Raw genomic sequence first — 24903 nt, 5'->3', positions numbered from 1 at the left:
TCCGCGCGTACGTGTCATTACATTACCGATGACCGGTGAGTTTGTTGTGCGCCGTGCCCCGTGCCCCGTGCCCCGACGGCGACCGTCGAGCGACTACGCCTGTGGCTTGCGCAGCCGCAGCTCCTGCATCCCTCCGTCGACAGCGAAGCTTGTGCCGGTGGTGGAGGTGGCGCGCGGGCTGGCCAGCGAAGCAACGGCGTACGCGATCTCCTCGGCGGTCACGAGGCGGCCGTGCGGCTGGCGAGCCTCGAGCTGCGCACGCTCGGCGGCAGGGTCGTCCGCGTTGTCGAGCAGCCGCTGCACCCACGGGGTGTCGGCGGTGCCGGGGCAGACGGCGTTGACGCGAATTCCCTCGGGCAGGTGGTCGGCGGCCATCGCGCGGGTGAGCGAGAGCACCGCCCCCTTCGTCGCCGAGTACAGTGCGCGCTGCGGCAGGCCGGCGGTCGCGGCGATCGATGACGTGTTCACGACGGCAGCGGCAGGCGATTGGCGCAGGTACGGCAGGGCTGCCCGCGTAACGCGGGCGATTCCGACCACGTTGACATCCCACACGCGGTGCCACTCGTCATCATCGTTGCCGTCAATTGCTCCGGTCGCCCCGATTCCCGCGTTGTTGATCACGATGTCGATGCGGCCCAGCCGATCGACGACGCGGTGGATGGCGGTGCGCACGGATGCGTCGTCAGAGATGTCGCAGACCACGCCCGTGTGCTTGTCGCCCGGTGTCAGATCGAGCACGGCGACGCGCGCGCCACGGTCAGCGAGTTCGTCCGCGACGGCGGCGCCGATGCCGCTGCCCCCGCCGGTGACGAGCGCGACGAGCCCGGCGAACTCGCTCATGCTGATGCCTCCGCGACGACGCGGTGGCGTTGAACGCCGATGCCGTCGATCTCGATTTCGACGACGTCGCCGTCGGTGAGGTACGGGAAGCGACCCGACAACGCGACCCCTTCGGGCGTGCCGGTGAGAATCAGGTCGCCCGGGTCGAGGCGCATGTAGCGGCTGAGGTCGTGCACGACCGTAGCCACGTCGAAGATGAGGTCAGCGGTCGACGAGTCCTGTCGCGTTTCGCCGTTGACGCGGCTGGTCAGGCGCAGGTTGCCCAGGTCGAGTTCGTCCACGGTGACGAGCACGGGCCCGAGCGGCGTCGAGTGGGGCGCGCACTTGCCTTTCGACCACTGGCCGCCCGAGACCTCGAGCTGCCAGGTGCGCTCTGAGAGGTCGTCGGCGATGGTGGCGCCGGCCACGCAGGCCATGGCTTCTTCACGTGAGCTGAGGTTCCAGACGGTGCGCCCGATCACGATGGCGAGCTCAACCTCCCAGTCCATTTTGTGGGCGTGCGCGGCGAGGGGAAAGTCGTCATTGGGGCCCACCACCGTGTTGGGGTGCTTGAGGAAGATGACCGGCTGGGTGGGGGGCGCACTTCCCGATTCGGCCGCGTGGGCGGCGTAGTTCATCCCGACACACACGACCGCACCCGGCCGCGCGATCGGCGCCCCGACGCGAACGCCGTGCGAGGCGAGAATGGGTAGCTCGTTCGCGTCGAGTGCGGCGCGCACGGCGTCGAGCCCGGTGGCGAGAAAGGCAGCATCGATATCTGCGGTGAGCGAGCGCAGGTCGCGGGCCTCGTCGCCGTCGAGAACAACCGGCACTTCGTGCCCCGGTGGTCCGAGTCGTGCCAGTCGCATCTGCGCACCTTTCGTCTGGTGTTCACTGTCACGGATGTGCGAACATCCGAAGTCTGATCCCCGATCGTAGGGGAAAGAACGCGGAATTCCGAAGTCTTGCCCCAAAAACATCCGATCTATATGATGACTGATCAGACCTAACGAAGGGGCGACCGTGAGCGTTATCGTGAGCATCGACACCGCCGATGTGAGGTTCCCCACATCGCAGAGCCTGGACGGCTCTGACGCCATGAACCCCGACCCGGATTACTCGGCCGCGTACCTCGTCGTTCACACCGACGCCGCGGACGGCCTGGAGGGGCACGGTTTCGTCTTCACGATTGGCCGCGGCAATGAGGTGCAGCTGACCGCCATCTCGACCGTTGCCGAGCACCTACGAGGCCGCAATGTCGAAGCGCTGCTCGACGATATGGGCGCGACCAGTGCAGAACTGATCGGCGACTCGCAACTGCGCTGGCTGGGGCCCGAGAAGGGCGTCATGCACATGGCGATCGGCGCCGTGATCAATGCGCTGTGGGATCTCAAGGCGAAGCGGGCGTGCATGCCATTGTGGCAGTTGCTCAGCCGCATGAGGCCAGAGGAGCTCGTCAACCTCGTCGACTTCCGGTACCTGAGTGACGCCCTCACCCGCGACGAGGCGCTCGCGATCCTGCGTGCCAGCGAGCCCGGCCGCGCCGACCGTGAACGTCAACTGCTCGAGTCGGGTTTCCCCGCCTACACGACGACGCCGGGCTGGCTCGGCTATTCCGACGAGAAGCTGGCGCGGTTGTGCCGCGAGGCGATGGACGAGGGCTTCCCACAGATAAAGCTGAAGGTCGGTGCCGACCTCGACGACGACATTCGCCGCATGCGCATCGCGCGCGAGGTGTGCGGGCCCGACTACCCCATCGCGATCGATGCGAACCAGCGTTGGGATGTCGCCGCCGCGATCGAGTGGGTCACGGCGTTGGCCTCGTTCTCGCCGAGCTGGGTGGAAGAGCCGACGAGCCCCGACGACATCTTGGGCCACGCCGCTATCGCCCGCGGCATCGCACCGATCCCTGTCGCGACCGGCGAGCACGTGCAGAACCGCATCGTGTTCAAGCAGCTCATGCAGGCCGGCGCGCTCGAGATCGTTCAGATCGATGCGACGCGTGTGGGCGGCGTGAATGAGAACATCGCCATCCTCCTGCTGGCGGCGAAATTCGGTCTCACCGTCTGCCCGCACGCCGGCGGCGTGGGGCTGTGCGAGCTGGTGCAGCACCTGTCGATGTTCGACTTCGTGGCGGTGGCGGGCACGACCGAGGGCCGAATGATCGAGTTCGTCGACCACCTGCACGAGCACTTCGTCACACCGATCGAGGTCGAGCGGGGCGCGTACCGTGCCCCGCTCGCACCCGGTAGCGGGGCCGAGATGCGGGCATCGTCGATACGCGATTTCCGGTGGGCTGGCGCGCATCACTCCGCCGGGGATGCACCGCTCGTCGCGGAGTTCGCGGCAAGCTAGAGCCATGACGATTCTCGCGACGTATCCCCTCGCCTTTGGGGCGGCTACGGTCGGCAATCTTTACCGACCGCTCTCTGACGAGAAGGCGTTCGAGACGTTGGCCGCCGCGTGGGATGCGGGCATTCGACATTTCGACACGGCTCCCCACTACGGGCTGGGTCTGTCAGAACGTCGGTTGGGGGCGTTCTTGCGCACCAAACCGCGCGATGAGTTCGTGATCTCGACGAAGGTCGGGCGCATCCTTGAGCCGGTCGATCAGGCCGATGGTGCAGAAATCGGCGACGACATGGCGCACAATTTTGCGGTGCCGCGAACGCATGTGCGTCGCTATGACGCGAGCGCGGCGGGCGTTCGGCGCAGCCTCGACGAGTCGTTGCAGCGGCTGGGGCTCGATCGGGTCGACATCGTTTACCTGCACGACCCGGATGTCGCGCCGGAGGGCGAGCGTCGGGCTCTCGATTCGGCGCTGCCCGCGCTCGCCGAGTTGCGGGCTGAGGGGATGGCGTCGGCGGTGGGGATCGGCTCGAAGTCGCTGACGGCGCTGGAGGGTGCAGCGACGAGCGGGCTCTGCGACGCCCTCATGGTGTCGAGCCGCACGACGTTGCTCGACTACTCGGCGGTCGACACCGTTTTGCCCGCGTGTGTGTCGAACGGGGTGGAGACGATCGCCGTGTCGATCTTTAACTCCGGTCTGCTCGCGCGGCCGCGGCCAGACGCCGCGCTGCGTTATAATTATGGCCCCGCCTCCGCCGAGCTGGTCGACCGCACGTCGCGCATCGCCGACATTTGCGAGCAGCACGGTACCGACCTGCCGACCGTCGCGATCGCCTTCCCGCGCCGCCTGAACGGTGTCGCGGCGGTGTGCGTCAGCGCGAGCAGTGCCGAACAGTCGACGCAGACGGCCGAGCGTGCCGTCACGCCGGTTCCCGAGGGGTTGTGGAGCGACCTTGAGGCCGCGGGATTGATCCCTGCGCTGCCATGAGAGTCGATGCCCACCTGCACCTGTGGCCGTCGACCGAGGGCTACAGCTGGCTGACCCCGCAACTCGCGCCGCTCTTTCGGGGGTTCTCTGCCGACGAGGCGCTCGCCGCTATCACGGGTGCGGGCTTTGACAGTGCGGTGCTGGTGCAGGCGGCAGACACGGATGCGGACACCGAGTGGCTGTTGGATCTCGCCGCCACGCACCCCTGGATTCGCGGCGTGGTCGGCTGGGTGCCGCTCGATGACGCGGCGGCGGCAGAACGCCTGCTCGATGCGCGGGCCGGCCGCGCGCTGGTGGGCATTCGCGCACTCATCAATGACTACGGCATGCCCGACTTTCTTGACCGCCCCACCGTGCGTGACACTCTGCGCCTGATTGCGTCATGGCAACTGCCCTTCGATGTGCACGACGCGTGGCCGCACCATTTCGACCGTGCGACGCGGGTGGCTCACGAGGTGGAGGGCCTGACCGTCGTGCTCGATCACCTGGGCAAGGTTCCGCACGATGCGCGCAGCTTTGCCGACTGGCAGAGCGCGCTGCGACGTTTCGCGGCGGCGCCGAACACGTGCGCGAAGCTCTCCGGAATGCATCGGGGCGGAACTCCGCTCGACAACCAGACCTTCTCGCGCGCGTGGGATCTCGCGTTCGACGCGTTTGGGGCCGAGCGTCTCATGCTGGGATCGGATTGGCCGATCCCGTTGTTGGTCGATGGTTTCGGCGCTGTCACCGAGCAGGTGAACGACGCCGTTTCTCGACTGTCACCCTCCGACCGAGCACACATTGAGGTGGGCACGGCGGAACGAATATATGTATGGGATACATGATGCTGACTGGAATCAACCCGCTCTTGACCGGCGATCTCTTGCGGTTACTAGACCGCATGGGCCACGGTGACTCTGTGCTGATCGCTGACGCGCACTATCCCGTGTATGCGGTGGGCGTTCCGGTGGTCGAGGTGAACGCATCCGCCCCCGCGGTGTTGGAGGCGATTCGCTCGGTGGTACCGTACGACGACTACGCCGACGAGTCGGTGGCGCTCATGGAGGCAGAGCCGGGCGAGGGCGTGGAGGTCGGCGCTGAACTGCGCGAGGCGGCCCGCTGCCCGGATGACCGAGTGACAAAGGTCGAGCGTTTCGCGTTCTATGAGCTCGCGAGCAAGGCGTTCTGCGTGGTGCGCACGGGCGAGGCCCGCAAGTATGGCAACGCGCTGCTGCGCAAGGGTGTCGTCGGCTTCGGCGACTAACGAGCGCGGCTGAGCGCGGCTACGCCTCGTTGGTGGCCTGGGCGTCGCGCTCGGCTGCGGCGTGCAGCCAGCGTTCGACGCCGACGATGTGCATGGTCATGGCGGCGTGGGCGGCTTCGGCGTCTCCGGCATCGATGGCGTCGAGCACGGCCTCGTGCTCGTTGAGGGTGCGGGGTACCGCGCCTTCTTGGGTGAGCGCCCGCCACACGCGTGCTCGCGCCGTCTGACTCGAGATTCCTTCCAGGATGCTCTCGAGGTAGCTGTTGCCGGTGGCGTTGGCGATCATGCGGTGATAGACCAGGTCGTGTTCGACGAGAAGGTCGCTCGAGGTGGTGGCGTCGATCGTGCTGAGGTGTGCGCGCATGGCGGCGACGTCGTCGGGTGTCGCGCGGCGGGCGGCCAGTGCGGCCGAGGCGGTTTCCAGGATGCGCCGCACCTCAAACACTTCGAGTACGGCGTGCGACTCGTGAAAGTCGTGCACAAACGACATGGCTTCGAGCAGCAGGCTGGGCTGCAGGCTGGTCACGTAGGTGCCGTCGCCGCGCCGCACATCGAGGATACGCATGGCTTCGAGAGCTTTGACGGCTTCGCGCATTGACGAGCGGGATAGCCCGAGTCGGGCGGAGAGCTCTTGCTCGGGCGGCAGCCGGTCTCCGGGGCGCAATTCGCCCTCTTGGATCATCTGCTTGATCTTGTCCATCGCGTCGTCGGTCAGAGCCACTATGTCAGCCTACGCGGAGTGGAGTCCCGCATAGTGGTGTAGCGCCCGGTGGCCCACCGCGTCGATGACGACGTGAACGCGGTCTCCGTGTGATTCTTCGAGAAGTCTCTTACCTCCACTCGAACGGCATCAACACGATGACCGCTTCACACATTCTCGACCCTGCCGGCCTGCTTAGTGAAGCCCTCACCGAAGCATCACCGGATTTGATGCGTTATCTGCTGCAAACCGTGCTCAACGCCCTGCTCTCCGCCGACCAAGACCTCGTATTCGGCCACGGCGGTCTGCACAACGCGTTCTCGCTCGTCGACCTGCTTGAGAACGGAGGGCCGGGAGGCGGCAGTGGGTACGACGACCCCCGCCGCTTCGACTACAAGCCAAGCCGCACCGAGGACGAGTCGGGCGTGTGGGAGTCGGCAAAGGCCAACGTGCGCACCTACCTGCTGCTCAAGGAGCGCGCCGCGGTCTTCCGTGCCGACCCCGAGGTGCAGCAGGCGCTCGCCGCGGACCGCGCGGCCGAGCTCAGCGAGCCGACGCTCGGCGCCGACGAGACGGTCGAGGCGCTGCTCGCCGACCGCAGCGCGTTCGAAGACTTCGACGCGAGTGCGTACTTCAATGGCAAGGACTTCGGCTACGTGCGGCGGCAGCAGCTCGCCACCGAGCAGCTCCTTGGCGCCCACTAGTCGTGGCGCTCGTCGCGGGAGTCGACTCCTCGACTCAGAGCTGCAAGATGTTCGTCGTCGCCCTCGACGTCGCGAGCGGCCGCGTCGTCCGTGAGGGGCGAGCCGCGCATCCCGGCGGAACCGAGGTCGCCGCCACCGAGCTGATCGCGGAGGTCGGAGCGGAGGAGTACGCCCGCCGCGTGGGCGTCGTGCCGGTGGCGTCCTTCACGGCGACGAAGTTGCGCTGGCTGCGCGACCACGAGCCCGACAATGCCGCGCGCGTCGCCGCCGTGGCCTTGCCGCACGACTGGCTGACCTGGCGCCTGCGCGGCTACGGGCCCGAGGGCGAGAGCGCACTCGGCCCCGTCCTCGACGAGCTGGTCACCGACCGGTCGGATGCCAGCGGCACCGCCTACTTCTCGGCCGCGACGGGCGAGTACGACCTCGACCTATTCGAGCGCGTGCTTGGCCGCCCCGCTCGGGTTGCTGACGCCGCACGCACTCATGCCGGTTCGGCCCGCGCCGACTACGCTCACCAGGCTGGCTCGGCCGACCCTGAGGCGACCGCGTTCTCAGGAGTCGTCGTGCCTCGCGTACTTGGCCCCGCGGGTTTCCGGGTGATCGACGCGGCAACTCCTGAGATCGCGTCGGCTCGACCGGGCACGCGGGTAGGCGCGGGCGCGGGCGACAACGCCGCCGGCGGGCTCGGCCTCGGCGCGGGCCCCGGCGACGTCGTCGTCTCGATCGGTACGAGCGGCACTGTCTTCGCCGTCAGCGCCCACCCCGTAGCGGATGCACGGGGCACCGTCGCCGGCTTCGCTGACGCTGCCGGTGCCCACCTGCCCCTCGTCGCGACGCTCAACGCCGCACGCGTGCTCGACGCGATCGCGCTCGTGCTCGGCGTCGACCACGAGGGCCTTGCGGCCCTCGCCTCCCTGCCGAGCCCGGGGGCGGGGGTCTCGTGCTGCACCCGTACTTCGAGGGCGAGCGCACCCCCAACCTGCCCGACGCGACAGCGACTCTCAGCGGCCTCACGCTCGCGAGCAGCACGCGCGAGAACCTCGCGCGCGCGGCGATCGAGGGTATCCTGTGTGGGCTTGCCGACGGCCTCGATGCGATCACGCGCCTCGGGGTGTCGGCCGAGCGCATCCTTCTCATCGGCGGTGCCGCGCGCAGCACCGCGGTGGGTGTGATCGCCGCTCAGGTCTTCGGTGCCCCAATCGTCATCCCCGCACCGGGAGAGTACGTCGCGCTCGGCGCTGCTGCGCAGGCCGTGTGGGCACTGGCCGGCGAGCGACCCACGTGGCCTGCGGCAACGTGGGCTGAGCATCCCGCAGACGACCGCCCGGTGATCCGCGAGCAGTACGCGGCGCAGGGCTAGCCTGGGCCCATGGCCGAGACCACCTCCGCGCCACCCCAGCCGATCGTCACCTTGACGATCAATCCCGCGCTCGACGTGAGCACCTCGACCGAGCGCGTGCGACCTCAACACAAGATGCGGTGCGGCCCGAGCCGCCTCGACCCGGGTGGCGCCGGGGTCAACGTGAGTCGGGTCATCCGGCGCCTCGGTGGCCAGTCGACCGCGATCTACGCTCTCGGCGGCGCGACCGGGCAGGCCTACCGTCAACTGCTCGAGGAGGAGGGGATTATCGGCCGCGTCATCCCGATCGGCGGGTCGACGCGTGAGAACGTGGCGATCGACGAGACATCGACGGGCCAGCAGTTCCGCTTCGTGCTGCAGGGCCCCGAGCTGAGCGACCGCGAATGGCAGGCCGCGCTGGATGCGACCGAGGATGCGAGCCGCCTGGGCGGCTACGTCGTGGTGAGCGGGTGGCTCTCGCCGGGAGTGCCCGACGACTTCTATGCCCGGCCCACGCAGGCGGCGCACCGCCATGGTGCGCGCGCGATCGTGGACGCCTCGGGCGACGCCCTCGCCGCGGCGCTGGACGAGGGAGTCTACCTCATCAAGCCGAGCGGCCGCGATCTGGGGCAGCTCGTCGGCGCGACCATATACAACTATCGAGGATCATGTTGCGGCAGCCGAGGAGCTCGTGGACCGCGGCCGGGTGGATGTTGTCGCGCTCACCCTCGGCGGCGACGGCGCGGTGCTCGTCACTCGTGACGGCACACGGCTAGACTGCGTCCGCCGCCCATCGAGGTGAGGTCGACGGTGGCCGCGGGGGACAGCTTCCTCGCGGGTCTCGTGTTGCGGATCGCGGATGGGCGTGACCTCCAGTCGGCGTTCTGCATGGGGGTCGCCGCGGGCGCACCGACCGCGATGACCGAGGCGACGCAGCTCTGCCACAGCGCCGACGTCGAGCGCCTCGAGGTGGAGCTCGCGAGGACGATCACGGAGACATGCCCACCCTGAGCTGCGACGTCCGGGTCGCCACACCCTGACCGGTCTTCGTCTGAGCTCGCGGGCACCACGATAGCCATCGCTCCGGAACGGACAAGGGGAGCGGGGCCACGCTGTGGTCGAGGGGCGGCCGTGTCGTGCGGCATCGATAGGATGGCTGCCGGCGTGAAGCCCGGACCTTCACCATGGCGCACGCCCGCCGGGGCCTCGCGTGAAACCCCCCTCGAGCAAAGGAGTCCCGCATGCAGATCGGCGTACACGGCCTCGTCTTCACCGGAACATTCGACGAAGCTGGCCTGAACACTGCCATCAGCGGCACGCAGGCGGCGGGGTTCGATCTCTTGGAGTTGCCATTGATGGACCCCTCCTCGTTCGACGGTGCTCTCGTGCGACGGATGCTGGACGACCACGGAGTCGCCATGTCAGCAAGTATGGGTCTCGACGCTGACCACGATCTCTCAAGCTCCGACGCGACGGTGAGCCGCAGTGGCGAGTCACTTCTGGAGAACGCCATTGACGTAGTGGCCGAGGCCGGCGGCTCCCAGCTGTGTGGTGTCATCTACTCGGCAATGCAGAAGTACATGACCCCTGTGACCGAACTCGGCCGGTCGCATTCAGCGGAGGCTCTAGGACGTCTGGGTGCTCGGGCGGAAGCCGCGGGGGTCTCCCTCGCGCTGGAGATCGTCAACAGGTACGAGACCAATGTCGTCAATACCGCGCGGGAAGGTCTTCGCTTTCTCGACCTGGTCGATCACGACAACGTGCACCTGCACCTCGACACTTACCACATGAATATCGAGGAGGCTGGGATGCTCGAACCCGTGCTGGATGCCGGTGGCCAGCTCGCCTACGTGCACATTGGTGAGAGTCATCGCGGCTATCTGGGCACGGGCACCGTCGATTTCGGCGCATTCTTTCGGGGACTCACGCGTCTCGGCTACGACGGCCCGATCGTGTTTGAGTCCTTCTCGAGTGCGGTCGTGTCGGAGTCGCTCTCCAACACCTTGGGCATTTGGCGCAACCTGTGGGAAGACTCTGCTGACCTGGCCGCCCACGCGAATCGATTCATCCGGGATCAGCTGCGCGCGGTCGCGACACTTGACCTGCAATAGAGGCGGCTGTCGTTATTCGGCTTGCCAGCGCCGCCAGCTGCGTCTGGACATCTCGATCAGCTGACAAAACCTAGAGGTGGACATGCTTGCCTCCTCGCGTGTCACCTCGAGGATCTCGAAGGACCCCTGGGTCAAGCCCCGGGAAGTGGCGTTCAGCCTATTCCGCGCCAGCGCCTCGCATAGTTGGAGGGAGAAGCTCCTGCAGCAGAGATTGCGTACCCCGCTCCTCGCGCGACGACGTGCCAGTACACACTGTTGCGCCCAGAGGGGGAGGGCGCTCAGTCCTGGGGCATGAGGGCAATCGCAGTCACATCGTCGATGACGAGCGTGTCGATCATGCCGCTACGGAGTGACGCGGCAATCGCATCCTTTTTGTCCGCTCCGCCGGCGACCGCGATCACTTCCGGCACGCGCATCAGTTCTTCGCTCGTGACGCCCACGGAGCGAGCCGTAGCATCGCTGCTGACCACGTGACCGTTCCGGTCGAGAACAAACGTGCAGATGTCTGCGACGGCGCCTCGCGCCTCCAGCTCGGCACGCTCGGTCGCATCAAACTCTCCTCGAAGCGATGATCGTGCGGGATTCCATGATCCGATGCCGACAAGCGCGGCTCTTAAGCGACTGTAGCGGCTCGTCGTCTCGGCCAAACTCGGGTCGGCACGCAGAGCTTCGGCCATACTGGCCGACCCGACCAGGAGTGGTGCGTGCAGTACGAACGGTCGCCCACCGGTGTGCTTCGCGAAACGTCGCACCAACTCTGCTCCTGGAATCGAGGTGTTGGAGCGAAGGCCTCCCACCAGTTGTACAACGTCTACTGCGGGGAACGAGCCCGCCGCGTCGACAGTGCTGGTCAGGCTTCGGCCCCACGACATTCCGAGAAGGTCTCCGGGCGCAAGCACCCGAGAGAGATACTGGGCCGCCGCTGCACCGAGCAAAGGAACCGTCTGGTCAACCGCACCCAAGGTTCTCACGATCAATGCGCGGCGGAGTCCATGGCGACGAGCAAACTCGTCCCCCATTGGTACGTCGAAATCAGCAGGCATGTCGATGGAGATCTTGACCAATCCCCGAGCGCGGGCCTCATCGAGTAGGCGAGCCACCTTGAATCGAGACAGCCCCAACTCATCGGCGATCTCATTCTTCTTGCGGTCGTCTAGGTAGTAACGACGGGCCACGATCGCTGCCTCGAGAGCCTCTGCCCAACCACCCGGGTTGGATGCTTCGGACGTCGACATGTCGTCTCCTCAATTTGGCCGCCTCTTGACCGGGCGGGCGCATACGCTAAACTATCACGCGCGCTCAAAAGAGCGCATCGCGATCGTTTGAGCGGAGACTTTGTGGCTGTCGATGTGAGAGTGCCCACCACCGGCAATGCGGGCGAAGACGCCATCGTCGTCGAGTGGAGCGTGAAAGTCGGAGATGACGTGAGTGCTGGCGATGTCCTGGTCGTCCTCGAGACGGCAAAGTCGACCATCGATATCGAGGCGCCCGCCTCCGGTCGCGTCCTCGACATTCGCTATGAGCCAGGCGAGGAAGTGCCAGAGCACGAGGTGCTCGCGATCCTCGGGGAGCCTGGGGAGCAGTTGGAGCGCGGCGATAGTGGCGGTCGTGGCGCAACGCACGACGACGACGTTTCTCCTTCGACGCCTGCCGCCGGTGGCAGCTCGATGGGCAGCGAGGACGCCTCCAACACCCAGGCGAGCAGTGAGGTCGAGCGCGGCTCGCGCCTACGAATCTCGCCACGTGCCCGGGCGCTCGCGGCGGAGCGCGGCCTTGATGTGTCTGGCATCACAGGAACCGGCCCCTTTGGTCGAATCGTGATCGAGGATGTCCGCCACGCGGTGTCGCCTGAGACCGCTGGTTCCGCGGGAGCCCCGGTCGCCGAGAGTGAGTCAGGTGCGGCAACATCCTCCCCTTTCACACTCATCCCCGTCCGCGGAGCACGCAAAGTCACCGCGCAGCGAATGCACGAGTCACTGAGCAGCACGGCGCAGGTCACGCTCACCCGCTACGCCGACGCCAATCACCTTCTTGCTTTTGTATCCCGGCTACGCCAAGTCACTGATGTGCAGAAGGCAGGCAAGATCGGAGTCAACGATGTCCTCCTCTACGCGGTCGCCCGGGTCGTTGCACGGCACCCTGAGGCAAACTCCTGGTTCGCGTGGGATGGCATCAAGCAGTTCCACGACGTGAACCTCGGGTTCGCTGTGGACACTGGCCAGGCACTCCTCGTCCCCGTTATCCGCGGTGCTGACACCCTTTCTCTTGGCGAGATTGCTCGCGCCGCGCGCACGTCCATTAACAAGGCGCGATCCGGTGCTATCACGGCTGACGACATGGCGGGCGGCACCTTCACGCTCACGAATCTTGGCAGCCTCGGCGTCCACTGGTTCACCCCGGTGCTGAACCCCCCACAGAGCTGCATCCTCGGGGTTGGTGCCGCTCACCGGAGCGCGCCTGATGCGCCTGCACTGCTCCCCCTTTCCCTCACCTTCGACCACCGGGCGCTCGACGGTGCTGCTGCGGCAAAGCTCCTCGCGGATCTCGCCGACGGCATCGCCACGGTCGATGTACTCGCTGCTCTCTGACCTCTCTCCGTCTCCTCGCCCCTAAGGACATCCCATGGCAAAAGAACTTCTCATTGACCCCACGGCCATTCGCGCCACGTCGTCGGTCTCGCTCGGCGCGATTCCTGTCAACAACTACTCTCCCGATCTGAAGCGCGAGCGAGCGCACGTGGGCGATGACGCCATCGAACGGATCGGACGAGACATGATTCTGGTTCGCGAATTCGAACTCATGCTCTACGCGATCAAGCGCGACGGTTCGTACCTCGGCGTCGACTACGTGCACGCCGGCCCTGCTCACCTGTCCATTGGTCAGGAAGCAGCCGCCGTCGGACAGTCATTCACGCTTTCGGCTGAGGACAAGGTCTTCGGCAGTCACCGCAGCCACGGCGAGGTCATCGCCAAAGGCCTCTCCGCGATCAGCAAGAGCTCACCTGAGTTCCTTGACGACGCTTTCACGAATTGGTCGGGCGGCGAAACGTGGGAGATCACTCAACGACGTCTTCCCGCCGGTGATGACGAGCAACAAGCAATCAACTGCTTAATGTACGGCATGACCGCGGAAACCTTCGGCCGCAGAACCGGGTTCAATCGCGGACTGGGGGGCAGTATGCATGCCTTCTTTCCTCCGCTCGGCATCTATCCCAATAATGCGATTGTCGGCGGATCGGGGCCGCTCGCGACGGGTGCCGCGCTCTACAACAGACTCCAGGTACAGCCGGGACTTGTGGTGGCGAGCATCGGAGACGCCTCGACCGGAACAGGGCCCGTCTGGGAGTCATTCAATCTGGCGAGCATGGCGCAACTCGAATCCCTGATGGACACCAAGCACCGTGGCGGATTGCCGGTCGTATTCTTCGTAGTCAATAACTTCTACGGAATGGGTGGCCAGACCATCGGTGAGACGATGGCATACGAGCGACTCGCTCGCATCGGCGCCGGCATCAACCGGCACAACATGCACGCCCAGACCATTGATGGCAATGACCCCTTTGCCGTCATCGACGCCATGGAGGCGGCTCGACGCCATATTGAGGAGGGTACGGGCCCCGTTCTTATCGATTGCCAGACCTATCGGCTCTCCGGGCACTCGCCCAGCGACTCGTCGTCGTACCGCACTAAAGAGGAGCTGGATCTGTGGGCGGCCGTCGATCCGATCTCGACGTACTTCGATCGTTTCGTCGAGGCCAAGGTCTTGTCAGCTGGCCGTCATGAGGAGCTCAAGGATTGGGCGCAGCAGACGGTCCGTTCGGCCTTGGAAGTCGCGATCGACAGCAATGATTCTCCGCGCCTCAACCTGCGCCATGATCCGTCCCTCATGGCGAAAATGACATTCAATTCGGAAACGATCGAACAGGACTCTGCGCCCGTGGGTGAGACTTCTGTCCCTCTCGACGAGTTACCGCAACTTGTGGCGATCGGGAAGAAGTCGCGCACCGGCATCGTCGATGGCAAGACCGTCAGCGGACTCAAGGCTGTGACTTTTCGAGACGCTATTTTTGAGGCCATCGCCACAGGAGCCGCGGCCGACGACCGTGTAACACTGTGGGGTGAAGAGAACCGTGACTGGGGTGGATCCTTCGGTGTCTACCGGGGACTCACAGAACTGCTGCCGCGTCACCGGCTCTTCAATTCGCCCATCTCGGAGGCCGCCATTGTGGGTGCGGGTGTTGGCTACGCTCTGAGCGGCGGTCGTCCCGTCGTCGAGCTCATGTATGCCGACTTCATTGGCCGGGCGGGCGACGAGATCTTCAACCAGATGGCCAAGTGGCAGCCGATGTCCGGTGGACTCGTCAAGATCCCGATGGTGCTTCGCGTCTCGGTTGGCGCCAAGTACGGAGCCCAGCACTCGCAGGACTGGAGTTCCATGGTCGCAGGAGTGCCGGGCCTGAAGGTTGTGTTCCCCGCTACGGCAAAGGACGCCAAGGGGCTTCTCAACGCCGCTCTTCTCGGGAACGATCCTGTTGTCTTCTTCGAGAGCCAGCGCCTGTACGACCTGCCCGAGACGGTTCACGCTGACGGCGTGCCGACTGAGCGTTTTGTCACGCCGATCGGTGAGCCCAATATCGTCCGTGCGGGCGAAGATCTCACCATCCTGACCGTGGGTGCCGCGCTGTACCGTGCGATCGATGCTGCAGCTCGACTGGAGGATGAACACGGCATCAGCGTGGAAATCATCGACGCTCGATCGCTCGTGCCATTCGACTACACGCTACTGCTCCAATCCGTGGCGAAGACCGGTCGGCTCGTGTGCGTATCCGATGCGAACCTGCGTGGCAGTTGGCTGAACACTGTCGCTACTCGAGTGAGCACCGAATCATTCGACGACCTCGATGCGCCCGTCGTCGTTCTCGGCGCACGCAACTGGATTGCGCCGCCCGCGGAACTCGAGTGGGACTTCTTTGTCACCCCAGACGACATCATTGACGCCGTCCACACCCGGATTCGACCCCTCAAAGGTCATCGCGTGCAGGACGGCCCGGGTGCCGAGGGCACACTGGTGGAATCGTCAATGGGTATCTGAATGCAGTCCTACATCGACAGTGCCGATCGGGAAGTAGTCGAACCCTTGCTGTTGACCGGGCTATTCTCTGGCGTCACCACGAATCCTGTGATTCTGGAAAAGGCGGGCTTGGGGAGCAAGGACATTCCTGACCTCATCGCCTGGGCCACCGAGTCTGGCGCGCAACAGGTGTTTGTCCAATCCTGGGGTCGATCTGCCGCGGAGATTGCTAACTGCGGTGCATCATTTCGAGATTTTTCCGAACGCGTCGTCGAGAACTCAGGCGCACGAACCCGACTCCTCGTCGATAGTGTCCGCTCCCCGAAACAGGTGCTGGAATGCGCAGAGATCGGCGTGGAGCACGTCACTCTCGCCCCACATGTGTGGGAAGAGTTCTTCTCTGACCCACTCACCGACGCGGCCGTCGACCGCTTTCAGTCCATTGCTAGCTCGGCGCACGAGGGATAGGACGAACGTGACTCAACACTACGATCTGGTCGTACTCGGCGCGGGCCCCGGCGGGTACGTTGCCGCCATTCGGGCATCGCAACTAGGACTCTCGGTTGCGATCGTCGAGCGCCGCTACTGGGGCGGTGTGTGCCTCAATGTGGGTTGCGTACCCACGAAAGCGTTGCTGAGGAACGCCGAAATTGGTTATCTCGTTACTCGCGAGGCGGCACGGTTCGGCATTTCGGGTGACATCTCGATTGACTATTCAGCCGCATTCGAGCGCAGTCGTTCCGTCGCCGATGGCCGCACCGCGGGCGTTCACTACCTGATGAAGAAGAACGGCGTCGTTGAGTACGAGGCGAGCGGGATCTATCAGGATGCGCACACGATGTCGATCGTGCGCGACACCGGCGAGCCGGAGACCATCACCTTCGACGCGACCATCATCGCAACCGGCTCCACAACGCGCTTGTTGCCCGGCGTCACGTTGGGCGAGCGGGTCGTGACCTACGAGTCGCTCATCCTCGAGCCGACCGCTCCTCAGTCGATCGTGATCGTGGGTGGGGGTGCCATCGGGCTCGAGTTCGCCTACCTCTTGCGCGCCTATGACACCGAGGTCACCGTCGTCGAGTATGCCGATCGGTTGCTCCCGAACGAAGACGCTGACGTCTCCGCTGAGGTTCACAAGCAGTTCAGGAAGCTGGGCTGCACCGTCGTGACCTCCGCGCGCGTCGACAGCGCTGAAACGGTGGGTGACGTAGCCGTCGTGCGCTACACCGACGCGGCGGGTTCACGCTTGACAGTCGAAGCAGAGCGTGCCCTCATTGCGGTGGGCTTCGACCCCAACCTCGACGGCTACGGCCTCGACAACCTCGGTGTCGAGCTGCGGGAGCGCGGAGGCATCGCGGTCGATGATCGCATGCGCACGTCGGTGGACGGCGTCTACGCCATCGGCGATGTGACGGCACTGCTGCAGCTCGCCCATGTGGCAGAAGCGCAGGGCATCGTGGCGGCTGAGACCATTGGCGGCGCGGAAACCCTGCCCATCGACGACTACCGGTTCATGCCGCGCGCCACATATTTCCAGCCACAGGTGGCGAGCTTCGGGCTCACGGAAGCACAAGCCCGTGAGTCGGGACGCGAGCTGCGCGTCACGACGTTCCCGTTCGCGGCCAATGCGAAGGCACACGTACTGGGCGATGCAAGCGGTTTCGTCAAACTCATCGCGGATGCTGAATTCGGGGAGCTGTTGGGAGCCCACATCGTCGGCCACGATGCTTCAGAACTGCTGCCGGAGCTGACGCTCGGCCACCAGTGGGAGCTCACCTCTCGTGAACTTTCCCGAAACGTGCATGCTCACCCCGGCCTCGGCGAAGCTCTTCAGGAGGCTTTCCACGGACTCGAGGGTCATACGATCAACATGTGAGTCGCCGCCGGCCCGGCCGGCTACGACCGCTGCACGACACGCGGGAAACATCGCCGCAACACGTCACGGGTAGGGTCGGGGGATGGCGGACCTCTTCGACGGGTACGGGGTGAGCACCACCTCGCGCACCTCAGCGATCGCCTTCGACGAGATGTTCGACCCCGAATCGCAGGTGCGGTTGCCGTATCGGCAAATCCACGCGGCACTCGCGCAGATGACCCAGGAAGAGCTGCGCGGTCGCACGGAAGACCTCGCCAACTCCTACCTCGCCCAGGGCGTTACCTTCGACTTCGCCGGTGAGGAGCGACCCTTCCCGCTCGACGCCGTGCCGCGCGTCATCGACCGGGACGAGTGGACGGTGCTCGAGAAGGGCGTCGCCCAGCGCGTTCGGGCGCTCGAGGCGTTCCTCTCCGATGTGTACGGCGAGCAGCGCGCCGTCGCCGACGGCATCCTCCCCGCGAGCCTCATCTCCTCGTCCTCGCACTTCCACCGCCAGGCGCACGGGATCGTCAGCGCCAACGGCGTGCGTATTCAGGTCAGCGGCATCGACCTCATCCGCGATGAGTACGGCGGTTGGCGGGTGCTGGAGGACAACGTCCGCGTGCCCAGTGGCGTGAGCTACGTCATCTCGAACCGCCGAGTCATGGCGCAGACGCTCCCCGAGCTGTTTGTGCAGATGCGCGTGCGGCCGGTCGGCGACTACCCGCACAAGCTCCTGCAGGCGCTGCGAGCCGCTGCCCCGAGCGATGTGACCGACCCGACCGTCGTCGTTCTCACGCCGGGTGTCTACAACTCGGCCTACTTCGAGCACACCCTGCTCGCCCGACTCATGGGCGTCGAGCTCGTGGAGGGCCGCGATCTGTTCTGCTCCGGTGGTCGCGTCTTCATGCGGACGACGGCGGGCGCCCAGCGCGTCGACGTCATCTACCGCCGTGTCGACGACGAGTTCCTCGACCCGCTGCAGTTCCGCGCCGACTCGATGCTCGGCACGCCCGGCCTCATGCTCGCCGCGCGACTCGGCAACGTCACGATCGCCAACGCGGTCGGCAACGGCATCGCCGACGACAAGCTCATCTACACCTACCTGCCCGACCTGACCCGCTACTACCTGGGTGAAGAGCCGATCATCGCCAACGTCGACACCTGGCGACTGGAGGAGCCCGAGGCGCTCACCGAGGTACTCGACCGCCTCGACGAGCTCGTCGTGAAGCCTGTCGAGGGCTCGGGCGGCAAGGGCCTCGTCGTCGGCCCCGCAGCGAGCAAGGCCGAGCTCGAGGAGCTCCGCCAGCGCTTGCTCGCCGACCCTCGCGGCTGGATCGCGCAGCCCGTCGTGCAGCTCTCCACGATCCCGACCCTCGTCGACGGTGGCCTGCGCCCCCGTCACGCAGACCTGCGCCCCTTCGCCGTCAACGACGGCCGCGATGTTTGGGTGCTACCCGGCGGTCTCACCCGCGTCGCCCTGCCCGAGGGGCAGCTTGTCGTCAACTCCAGCCAGGGCGGCGGCTCGAAAGACACCTGGGTCGTGGGCCAGACGGCGATGGTCGCCGATGGCCACGATGTGCGCGGAATCGTGGCCGAACAGGCGACCGTGACCTCCAGCATCCCGATCATCACCGAAGCCCATTACATGGAGCACAACCCGAACGACGACCCGCGACGGGACCAGCAGCAGCAACAGCAACAGGAGCACACAGACACACCGGCGACCAAGGATGCTCGCCCCGACTCTTCGGGGAGGGGGAACGCATGCTGAGTCGCATCGCTGAAAGCCTGTTCTGGATCGGACGGTACGTGGAGCGAGCGGATGGGACCGCGCGCATCCTCGACGTTCACCTGCAGTTGCTGCTGGAGGATCCGTGGGTGGAGGAAGACGAGGCCTGCCGGTCGCTCCTCAGCGTCATGGGCGGCGAGGCGCCGGAGGGGCACGACCTCACCCGCGGTGATGTGCTGAGCATCCTCGCCGTCGACCGTACGCACCCCGCCTCGATCGCCTACTCACTCGGCGCCGCCCGCGAGAACGCCCGCCGGGCCCGCGAAGTCGTCAGCACCGAGCTGTGGGAAGTGCTCAACACCACCCGAGCCCGCATGCCCCGCAAGGTCGCCAACGAGAAGGTCAGTGAGTTCTTCGCCTGGGTGCGCGAGCGCTCGGCGCTCGCCGTCGGCATTGTGGAGTCCTCGACGAGCCGCGACGAGTCGTACAGCTTCTTCACGCTCGGGCGCAGTCTCGAGCGCGCCGACATGACCGCCCGTTTGCTCGCGACGCGCGCGCTGACCGAGGCGAGTGGCGCATCCTGGACCACGATTCTGCGCTCCTGCGGCGCCTATGAGTCGTACCTGCGCACCTACCGCGGCATGCCGAGCGCCGAGAACGCGGCCGAGTTCCTGCTCCTCGACCGGCTGTTCCCGCGCTCGATCCTCTTCTCGGTGACGCGCGCTGAGCAGTGCCTGCGAGGCATCGCACCACCCGTCGACCGCGCTGGCGTCGGCGACCTCGCCCTGCGGCAACTGGGCCAGATCCGGAGCGAGCTCGAGTACCGACCGATCGCCGACATTCTCGACGAACTGCCCCGTCACATGGATGCGGTGCAAGCGGCCACGAGCGCCACCAGCGACGCCGTGCGCCACCGCTACTTCCCGACGAACGTGGCGCCCAACTGGGTGGCGGAGAGAACATGAACCGCCTGCGCATCCGCCACCGCACCGGCTTCCATTACGCCGGCGACGTCTCCGCCTCCTACAACGAGGCGCGGATGCTCCCCGCCAGTCTCGAAGGACAGGTCGTCCTCTTTTCCCACGTCGCGATCACCCCTCCCGCGGTGCAGCACCACTACAGCGACTACTGGGGTACGCGCGTCTCGGCGTTCGAGCTCCTCGAGCCGCACCGCGAGTTGGCGCTCAGTGCCGAGAGCCTCGTCGAGGTGCGGTCGCGCCCGCACGGAGTAAACGACGGACTCAGCTGGGATCAGCTGCCACGGGTCGCGCAGTCGGCGGTCGCGCTCCTCGAGCAGACTCGCCACACCAAGCTCGCTGTCCCGCCGGAGGAGGTGCGCGAGCGAGCCATCGCCCTCGCCGCCGGGTCGACGAGCCCGGCCGCCGCCGCCCGTGCCATCAGCGACCTCCTCCACAGCGAGGTCGAGTACATGCCCGGTGCGACGACCGTGCACTCGACCGCCGCCGAGGCGTGGGCGCACCGCAAGGGCGTCTGCCAGGACATCACGCACCTCGCCCTCGGCGCCCTGCGTTCCGTGGGCATCCCGGCGCGCTACGTCAGCGGGTACCTGCACCCCAAGCCCGACGCCGAGATCGGCGAGACCATCGCGGGGGAGTCGCACGCTTGGGTCGAGTGGTTCGACGGCAGCTGGCGCGGCTACGATCCGACGAACGCGATCGAGATCGGCGACCGGCACGTGATCGTCGGCCGCGGCCGCGACTACACCGACGTGCCGCCGCTGCGCGGGGTCTACGCGGGCCCGAGCTCGGCCCTCTTCGTGACCGTCGAGATCACCCGCGAGGCGTAGGCGCCTCCGAGCGCCCGGTGCGCGTCGCGAGATGCGCCACTTTGGGCGCAGTGCGCCAGAACACACCGGCGCAGTGCGCGCAAACTGACGCACGTGCGGGGTGGTCAGAGCCGCGCGGCCGGGCAGTGCAGGCGCGTCGGGGTGGTTCCCGCCCCGCGTTCGATCACATGATCCGACATCGCTGAGTGGCACATCGGGCACGTTGGGTTTGCCGGCGCGACATACGGCGCCTCGTCGCGTCCGATGCCCACGTGAGCGGGCCCAGCGATGGGGTAGAAGAACCGATTGACGGCACCCCAGAACCCCTTCACGCCCGCGAAAGGGTTGGGATACCTATTGTTGTCCACAAATAGTTAGTGTACTCGGTAATATGAAGCTATGACCGACCCTCTCGCCCTCGACCGTCAGGTGTGCTTCGCCATCGCGGTCGCCAGCCGCAGCGTCATCAGCGTCTACCGACCCGTGCTCGAGCCGCTCGGGCTCACCCACCCGCAGTATCTGGTCATGCTGGCGCTGTGGGAGCAGAGCCCGCGCCGCGTCGGCGACATCGCCGAAACGCTCTACCTCGACGCAGCCACGCTCAGCCCACTGCTTAAGCGGCTCGAAGCCAACGGGCTCGTGACCCGCGCGCGGAGCGCCACCGACGAACGCAGCGTCGACGTGGACCTCACCGAGGCTGGTCGTGCCCTCCGCGCTCGCGCCGAGCAGGTACCGGCCACCATCGTCGAGCGCCTGGGGGTGCCGCTTGCGACGCTCGAGGGTGTGCGCGACGAGCTCACCCACCTCATCGACGCCGCCGTCGACGCCACGACTCGCGACCGCGCGGGCGAGTCACGCGCCCGTTAGTTGCGCGTAGCCTCAGGTCTTTCGCGCGCATTCCAGGATGCGCCGGTTTGGGCACAGTGCGCCACGGCGCACCGGCGCAGTGCGCCCACGCGGACGCAAGCGCGTTGTGGTCAGCGCCGCGCGCCTGACTCGGAGCGCATTCGGTGGACTAGAGCCACTTCACACTCGCTCTGATTCACCACACTGGCTCCGGTTCGCGCGGAGTCTTCGCCCCCTAGATTCGGCGGCTCTCGGCCTCGACGATCGCGATCTCCTGCGTGGCCGTCTCGCGGTCGTACTTGTCGCCGTCGTACCGCAGCAGCAGGCGCGGACGGTACCAGCGCTGCCGCCCACCCGACCGGCGGATGCGCAGATTGCGCGTGGCGCGCATCCAGATGACGGCGACGGTCGCCGCCGCGATGCCGGCGAGCGCGCCGACGGCGATCGCCCAGCGCGGGCCGAACTCGTTGGCGATGAGGCCGAGCAGGGGGCCGCCGAGAGGGGTGCCGCCCATGAAGATCATGAGGTAGAGCGACATGACGCGTCCGCGAATGGCGGGCCGGGTCGTGGTCTGCACGTACGCGTTCGCGGAGGTGATCATCGTGAGCGCGAAGAAACCGATGGGGGCGAGGGCGAGCAGGAACAGCGGGAAGGTCGGCATGAGGGCGGCGACCACCATGGCGGCTGAGAACCCGAGCGCCGAGCCGACGATCACCCGCAGACGCGGTCGGTCGCGGCGCGCCGAGCCGAGCGCGCCGATCACCGAGCCAACGGCGACGATCGACGACATCAGGCCGAACTCCCCGGCCCCGCGGCCGAACTCGACGCTCGCCATGGTTGCGGTAAAGATGGCGAAGTTGAAGCCGAAGGTGCCCATAAGGAACACCATCGCGAAGATCGCCATCAGGTCGCCGCGGCGGCGCACGTAGGCGAGGCCGGCGCGGAACTGTCCGCGGGCCTTCGCCTCCTTCTTCATGGGGTGCAACTCGTTCTCGCGCAGCAGGTACAGGGCGACGAGCATCGCGAGGAAGGTGACGGCGTTGATGACGATGACCCACCCGGCGCCCACGGCCACGGTGAGCAGCCCCGCAACGGCGGGGCCGATGAGGCGCGCGGTGTTGAACGACGCCGAGTTCAGCGCGACGGCGTTCGGCAGGTCCTTCGTGCCGACGAGTTCGCCGACGAAGGTCTGGCGGGCGGGCGCGTCGATCGCGGTTGTGATGCCGAGCCCGAGAGCGAAGAGGTAGACCATCCACAGTTCGGCGACGCCGGCGACGATGATCGCGCCGAGGCCGAGGGCCAGTAGCGCGAGGGTGATCTGCGTCGCCGCGAGTAGCCGCCGCCCGTTGATGCGGTCGGCGAGGATCCCCGCGTATGGGCTGATGAGCAGCGCTGGCCCGAACTGCAGTGCCATCGTGATGCCGACCGCGACTGCGTCGTTGTCGGTGAGCTCGGTGAGCACGTACCAGTCTTGGGCGGTGCGCTGCATCCACGCGCCGATGTTGGAGATGAGCGCGCCGGCGAACCAGATGCGGTAGTTCACGCCGGCGAGCGAGCGGAACATCGCGTTCAACTGTTCGCCAGCTTCCGCAGCACGGGGCGTGCCGCTTCGAGCGCCGCGCGCTCGTCGTCGCTCAACTCGTCGAGCCGGTCGTGAAACCACTGCGTTCGCAGGCGCCGCGTCTCGGCGACCACCTGCTCGCCCTCGTCGGTGAGCGTCACCCACACACACCGTGCGTCCACGTCGCTCGGCGTGCGGGCGACGAGCCCGGCCGACTCGAGCGCGTTGATGGTGCGGTTCATGGCCGGGGCGCTCACCCGCTCGCGTTCGGCGAGCTGCCCGGGGGTTGAACGCCCCTCGCTCGCCAGCAGCCAGAGCACGCCGAGCTGGCTGTCGGTGATGCCCTCCCCACCCCGCTCGTTGCGGATGCGCCGCGCGAGCTTCTGAATGAGCACGCGCAGTTCTTCGTCGGGGTCGGTCGACGCGGGCGGCGAGCTGCCGGGCAGGGGAGGCGGTGGTGCGGTCGTCATGGCAACTCATTACCCTAGGTCATTAACCTGGGTAACGAATGGATGCGCGTACGCTGGCCCACAAGGAGGCCATCGATGGTGAAATTCATCGCCGAGCGCGATCACCGCACGTTCGTCGACGACCACGGCGTCACGGTGCACTACTACGTCTGGTCGCCGGGGAAACCCCGCGGCGTCGTCCAGATCGCACACGGTGTCGGTGAGCACGCGCTGCGCTACGAAGCGCTCGCGCAAGACCTCGTCAACCGCGGCTACGCCGTCTACGCCGACGACCACCGCGGTCACGGAGCGACCGGGGTCGAGCAGTGGTCAGGCGACCTGACGAGGATTGGCAAGCTGGGCGTGGGCGGGCTGCGCGCGACGCAGCAGAACCTGCGAGACCTGGCCACGATCATCCGTCGAGAGCGCGCCGGAATGCCGCTCGCGCTCGTCGCCCACTCGTGGGGCTCGCTGATGGCGCAGAACCTGCTGAACGCGGGCCGCCAGCCGTGGGACGCCGTCGTGCTCACGGGCACCGCCCACCGCACGCCGTGGGGCATGAACGCGGGCGAGTTGAACGCCCGACACGCGCACCTCGGCGACACCGGGGCCGAGTGGCTGAGCCGCGACCCCGAGGTCGCCGCCGCCTTCGTCGCCGACGAACTCACCACCGACGCGAAGGTTCTGAAGCTGTTCGGCCTGTTCGACGCGCTGCGCCTCTACGGCCGGCCGAAGAAGCTCGACCGCGACGTGCCGCTGCTGATTATGGTCGGCGACGACGACCCACTCGGCGGCGAAGAGAGCGCGGCGAAGCTGGTCAACGACTACGTCGGGCGCGGAGGGCTGAGCGACGTGCAGCTGATCGTCTACCCGGGCGCGCGCCACGAGATCTTCAACGAGACGAATCAGCAGGAGGTGCGCGACGACCTCATGGCCTGGCTCGACGAGCGCCTGTTCGCGGGCGCCCGCGCCTCCGGGTCGGTGGAGGAAACCGCCTAGCCGCGCGCAACCTGCACGAGCAGCAGCGCGCTCGTCTCGTGCGCCTCGACACGGTGACGTGCCTGCGGAATCGGCGCGAGCATCCCGGTCGCGAGTGGCACTTCGCGACCATCGGCGCTGAGCAGCGTGACCGATCCGGCGAGCACCTGCAGCATGGCCTCGCCGCGGTTGTCGTGCTCGGGAAGCACGTGACCGGCGGCGATTCCGATGCCGATGACGCGCATCCGGGCGGCGTCACCCTCGTCGGTCACCGGCAAAGGGCGCGTGACAAGCCCCCGCTCGGAGTCGGCCGCTTCACCCATGATGGCGGCGGCAAAGCGAACGAGATCAAGGGCGACGAAATCCATGCCCG

At 66.7% G+C, this 24903-nt stretch carries 21 protein-coding genes and 5 pseudogenes; 19 read left to right on the top strand and 7 right to left on the bottom strand.

Features of this window, described 5'->3' with window-relative positions; all coding sequences use genetic code 11:
• Positions 1–93: 93 nt before the first annotated feature.
• Positions 94–840, bottom strand: a complete 747-nt coding sequence (locus tag EV140_RS07500; protein WP_130282611.1) for an SDR family NAD(P)-dependent oxidoreductase — start codon at positions 838–840, stop codon at positions 94–96.
• Positions 837–1688 (bottom strand): fumarylacetoacetate hydrolase family protein, encoded by an 852-nt coding sequence (locus EV140_RS07495; RefSeq protein ID WP_130282609.1) that lies wholly within the window; start codon positions 1686–1688, stop codon positions 837–839. The genes EV140_RS07500 and EV140_RS07495 overlap by 4 nt, the downstream gene beginning before the upstream one ends.
• 154 nt (positions 1689–1842) lie before the next feature.
• Here EV140_RS07495 and EV140_RS07490 point away from each other — a divergent pair, with 154 nt between their 5' ends.
• The 4 genes from EV140_RS07490 to EV140_RS07475 are packed head-to-tail and all read left to right on the top strand — an operon-like array spanning position 1843 to position 5399.
• Entirely contained in the window at positions 1843–3174 is a 1332-nt protein-coding gene (locus EV140_RS07490; protein WP_130282607.1) for an enolase C-terminal domain-like protein, read from the top strand.
• A gap of 4 nt (positions 3175–3178) precedes the next feature.
• Entirely contained in the window at positions 3179–4156 is a 978-nt protein-coding gene (locus EV140_RS07485) for an aldo/keto reductase (protein ID WP_130282605.1), read from the top strand.
• Entirely contained in the window at positions 4153–4980 is an 828-nt protein-coding gene (locus tag EV140_RS07480) for an amidohydrolase family protein (RefSeq protein ID WP_130282603.1), read from the top strand. The genes EV140_RS07485 and EV140_RS07480 overlap by 4 nt, the downstream gene beginning before the upstream one ends.
• Positions 4980–5399, top strand: coding sequence for an RbsD/FucU family protein (locus EV140_RS07475; RefSeq protein ID WP_130282601.1), 420 nt, complete (start codon positions 4980–4982; stop codon positions 5397–5399). The genes EV140_RS07480 and EV140_RS07475 overlap by 1 nt, the downstream gene beginning before the upstream one ends.
• A gap of 19 nt (positions 5400–5418) precedes the next feature.
• On the opposite strand, the gene EV140_RS07470 is transcribed toward EV140_RS07475, so the two are convergent.
• A complete protein-coding gene (locus EV140_RS07470) occupies positions 5419–6120 on the bottom strand; it encodes a FadR/GntR family transcriptional regulator (RefSeq protein WP_130282599.1) in 702 nt (233 codons plus the stop codon).
• A 137-nt stretch (positions 6121–6257) separates the two neighbouring features.
• On the opposite strand from EV140_RS07470, the pseudogene EV140_RS13330 reads away from it, so the two are divergent.
• The 5 genes and pseudogenes from EV140_RS13330 to EV140_RS07450 form a co-directional block, all read left to right on the top strand.
• Positions 6258–6395, top strand: a pseudogene (locus EV140_RS13330) (IS256 family transposase); the annotation flags it as partial.
• A pseudogene (locus EV140_RS07465) lies at positions 6375–6803 on the top strand (xylose isomerase); the annotation flags it as partial. The pseudogenes EV140_RS13330 and EV140_RS07465, both read left to right, overlap by 21 nt.
• Positions 6804–6805: 2 nt before the next feature.
• Positions 6806–8163, top strand: a pseudogene (locus tag EV140_RS07460) (FGGY-family carbohydrate kinase).
• 9 nt (positions 8164–8172) lie between these two features.
• Positions 8173–9153, top strand: a pseudogene (locus tag EV140_RS07455) (1-phosphofructokinase family hexose kinase).
• Between the two features lie 230 nt (positions 9154–9383).
• Positions 9384–10253 carry a sugar phosphate isomerase/epimerase family protein gene (locus EV140_RS07450; RefSeq protein ID WP_130282595.1) on the top strand — a complete coding sequence of 290 codons (870 nt, stop codon included), beginning with the start codon at positions 9384–9386 and terminating at the stop codon, positions 10251–10253.
• Positions 10254–10531: 278 nt separating this feature from the next.
• Here EV140_RS07450 and EV140_RS07445 read toward each other — a convergent pair whose 3' ends face one another.
• Positions 10532–11488, bottom strand: coding sequence for a sugar-binding transcriptional regulator (locus EV140_RS07445; protein WP_130282593.1), 957 nt, complete (start codon positions 11486–11488; stop codon positions 10532–10534).
• Positions 11489–11590: 102 nt separating this feature from the next.
• On the opposite strand from EV140_RS07445, the pseudogene EV140_RS13615 reads away from it, so the two are divergent.
• The 9 genes and pseudogenes from EV140_RS13615 to EV140_RS07400 all read left to right on the top strand — a co-directional run.
• A pseudogene (locus tag EV140_RS13615) lies at positions 11591–11758 on the top strand (biotin/lipoyl-containing protein); the annotation flags it as partial.
• Positions 11759–11803: 45 nt separating this feature from the next.
• A complete protein-coding gene (locus tag EV140_RS07440) occupies positions 11804–12841 on the top strand; it encodes a dihydrolipoamide acetyltransferase family protein (RefSeq protein WP_241971359.1) in 1038 nt (345 codons plus the stop codon).
• Between the two features lie 34 nt (positions 12842–12875).
• Positions 12876–15344 (top strand): alpha-ketoacid dehydrogenase subunit alpha/beta, encoded by a 2469-nt coding sequence (locus EV140_RS07435; protein ID WP_130282589.1) that lies wholly within the window; start codon positions 12876–12878, stop codon positions 15342–15344.
• Positions 15345–15791 (top strand): transaldolase family protein, encoded by a 447-nt coding sequence (locus EV140_RS07430; RefSeq protein ID WP_130282587.1) that lies wholly within the window; start codon positions 15345–15347, stop codon positions 15789–15791.
• Positions 15792–15798: 7 nt separating this feature from the next.
• A complete protein-coding gene (gene lpdA / locus EV140_RS07425) occupies positions 15799–17199 on the top strand; it encodes a dihydrolipoyl dehydrogenase (protein ID WP_130282585.1) in 1401 nt (466 codons plus the stop codon).
• Between the two features lie 82 nt (positions 17200–17281).
• Positions 17282–18952 carry a circularly permuted type 2 ATP-grasp protein gene (locus EV140_RS07420; protein WP_130282583.1) on the top strand — a complete coding sequence of 557 codons (1671 nt, stop codon included), beginning with the start codon at positions 17282–17284 and terminating at the stop codon, positions 18950–18952.
• Complete coding sequence (locus tag EV140_RS07415) at positions 18946–19875, top strand: alpha-E domain-containing protein (RefSeq protein ID WP_130282581.1); 930 nt, start codon at positions 18946–18948, stop codon at positions 19873–19875. Before EV140_RS07420 ends, EV140_RS07415 begins: the two co-directional genes overlap by 7 nt.
• A complete protein-coding gene (locus tag EV140_RS07410; protein ID WP_130282579.1) occupies positions 19872–20717 on the top strand; it encodes a transglutaminase family protein in 846 nt (281 codons plus the stop codon). Before EV140_RS07415 ends, EV140_RS07410 begins: the two co-directional genes overlap by 4 nt.
• 378 nt (positions 20718–21095) lie before the next feature.
• The gene (locus EV140_RS07400; RefSeq protein WP_130282574.1) at positions 21096–21563 is read left to right on the top strand and encodes a MarR family winged helix-turn-helix transcriptional regulator; all 468 of its coding nucleotides are present in this window, start codon (positions 21096–21098) and stop codon (positions 21561–21563) included.
• A gap of 214 nt (positions 21564–21777) precedes the next feature.
• On the opposite strand, the gene EV140_RS07395 is transcribed toward EV140_RS07400, so the two are convergent.
• Both EV140_RS07395 and EV140_RS07390 read right to left on the bottom strand, forming a co-directional pair.
• A complete protein-coding gene (locus EV140_RS07395; RefSeq protein WP_241971358.1) occupies positions 21778–23106 on the bottom strand; it encodes an MFS transporter in 1329 nt (442 codons plus the stop codon).
• A 5-nt stretch (positions 23107–23111) separates the two neighbouring features.
• A complete protein-coding gene (locus tag EV140_RS07390) occupies positions 23112–23573 on the bottom strand; it encodes a MarR family winged helix-turn-helix transcriptional regulator (protein WP_130282570.1) in 462 nt (153 codons plus the stop codon).
• 75 nt (positions 23574–23648) lie between these two features.
• Here EV140_RS07390 and EV140_RS07385 point away from each other — a divergent pair, with 75 nt between their 5' ends.
• A complete protein-coding gene (locus EV140_RS07385) occupies positions 23649–24551 on the top strand; it encodes an alpha/beta fold hydrolase (protein WP_130282568.1) in 903 nt (300 codons plus the stop codon).
• Here the strand turns inward: EV140_RS07385 and EV140_RS07380 are convergent.
• Positions 24548–24898: a cupin domain-containing protein gene (locus tag EV140_RS07380; protein WP_130282566.1), complete on the bottom strand. Its 351-nt coding sequence runs from the start codon at positions 24896–24898 to the stop codon at positions 24548–24550. The two genes, EV140_RS07385 and EV140_RS07380, sit on opposite strands and share 4 nt — an antisense overlap.
• Positions 24899–24903: the final 5 nt, after the last annotated feature.

It is taken from the genome of Microcella alkaliphila, from assembly GCF_004216855.1.
In the GTDB taxonomy this organism is placed as follows: Bacteria; Actinomycetota; Actinomycetes; order Actinomycetales; family Microbacteriaceae; genus Microcella; species Microcella alkaliphila.
This window is presented reverse-complemented; position numbering and strand designations above follow the sequence as displayed.

Coding starts and splice junctions, on each gene's coding strand:
- EV140_RS07500 (WP_130282611.1), bottom strand. CDS start 840: ATGAGCGAGTTCGCCGGGCTCGTCGCGCTCGTCACCGGCGGGGGCAGC.
- EV140_RS07495 (WP_130282609.1), bottom strand. CDS start 1,688: ATGCGACTGGCACGACTCGGACCACCGGGGCACGAAGTGCCGGTTGTT.
- EV140_RS07485 (WP_130282605.1), top strand. CDS start 3,179: ATGACGATTCTCGCGACGTATCCCCTCGCCTTTGGGGCGGCTACGGTC.
- EV140_RS07480 (WP_130282603.1), top strand. CDS start 4,153: ATGAGAGTCGATGCCCACCTGCACCTGTGGCCGTCGACCGAGGGCTAC.
- EV140_RS07475 (WP_130282601.1), top strand. CDS start 4,980: ATGCTGACTGGAATCAACCCGCTCTTGACCGGCGATCTCTTGCGGTTA.
- EV140_RS07450 (WP_130282595.1), top strand. CDS start 9,384: ATGCAGATCGGCGTACACGGCCTCGTCTTCACCGGAACATTCGACGAA.
- EV140_RS07445 (WP_130282593.1), bottom strand. CDS start 11,488: ATGTCGACGTCCGAAGCATCCAACCCGGGTGGTTGGGCAGAGGCTCTC.
- EV140_RS07435 (WP_130282589.1), top strand. CDS start 12,876: ATGGCAAAAGAACTTCTCATTGACCCCACGGCCATTCGCGCCACGTCG.
- EV140_RS07430 (WP_130282587.1), top strand. CDS start 15,345: ATGCAGTCCTACATCGACAGTGCCGATCGGGAAGTAGTCGAACCCTTG.
- EV140_RS07420 (WP_130282583.1), top strand. CDS start 17,282: ATGGCGGACCTCTTCGACGGGTACGGGGTGAGCACCACCTCGCGCACC.
- EV140_RS07415 (WP_130282581.1), top strand. CDS start 18,946: ATGCTGAGTCGCATCGCTGAAAGCCTGTTCTGGATCGGACGGTACGTG.
- EV140_RS07410 (WP_130282579.1), top strand. CDS start 19,872: ATGAACCGCCTGCGCATCCGCCACCGCACCGGCTTCCATTACGCCGGC.
- EV140_RS07400 (WP_130282574.1), top strand. CDS start 21,096: ATGACCGACCCTCTCGCCCTCGACCGTCAGGTGTGCTTCGCCATCGCG.
- EV140_RS07395 (WP_241971358.1), bottom strand. CDS start 23,106: ATGTTCCGCTCGCTCGCCGGCGTGAACTACCGCATCTGGTTCGCCGGC.
- EV140_RS07390 (WP_130282570.1), bottom strand. CDS start 23,573: ATGACGACCGCACCACCGCCTCCCCTGCCCGGCAGCTCGCCGCCCGCG.
- EV140_RS07385 (WP_130282568.1), top strand. CDS start 23,649: ATGGTGAAATTCATCGCCGAGCGCGATCACCGCACGTTCGTCGACGAC.
- EV140_RS07380 (WP_130282566.1), bottom strand. CDS start 24,898: ATGGATTTCGTCGCCCTTGATCTCGTTCGCTTTGCCGCCGCCATCATG.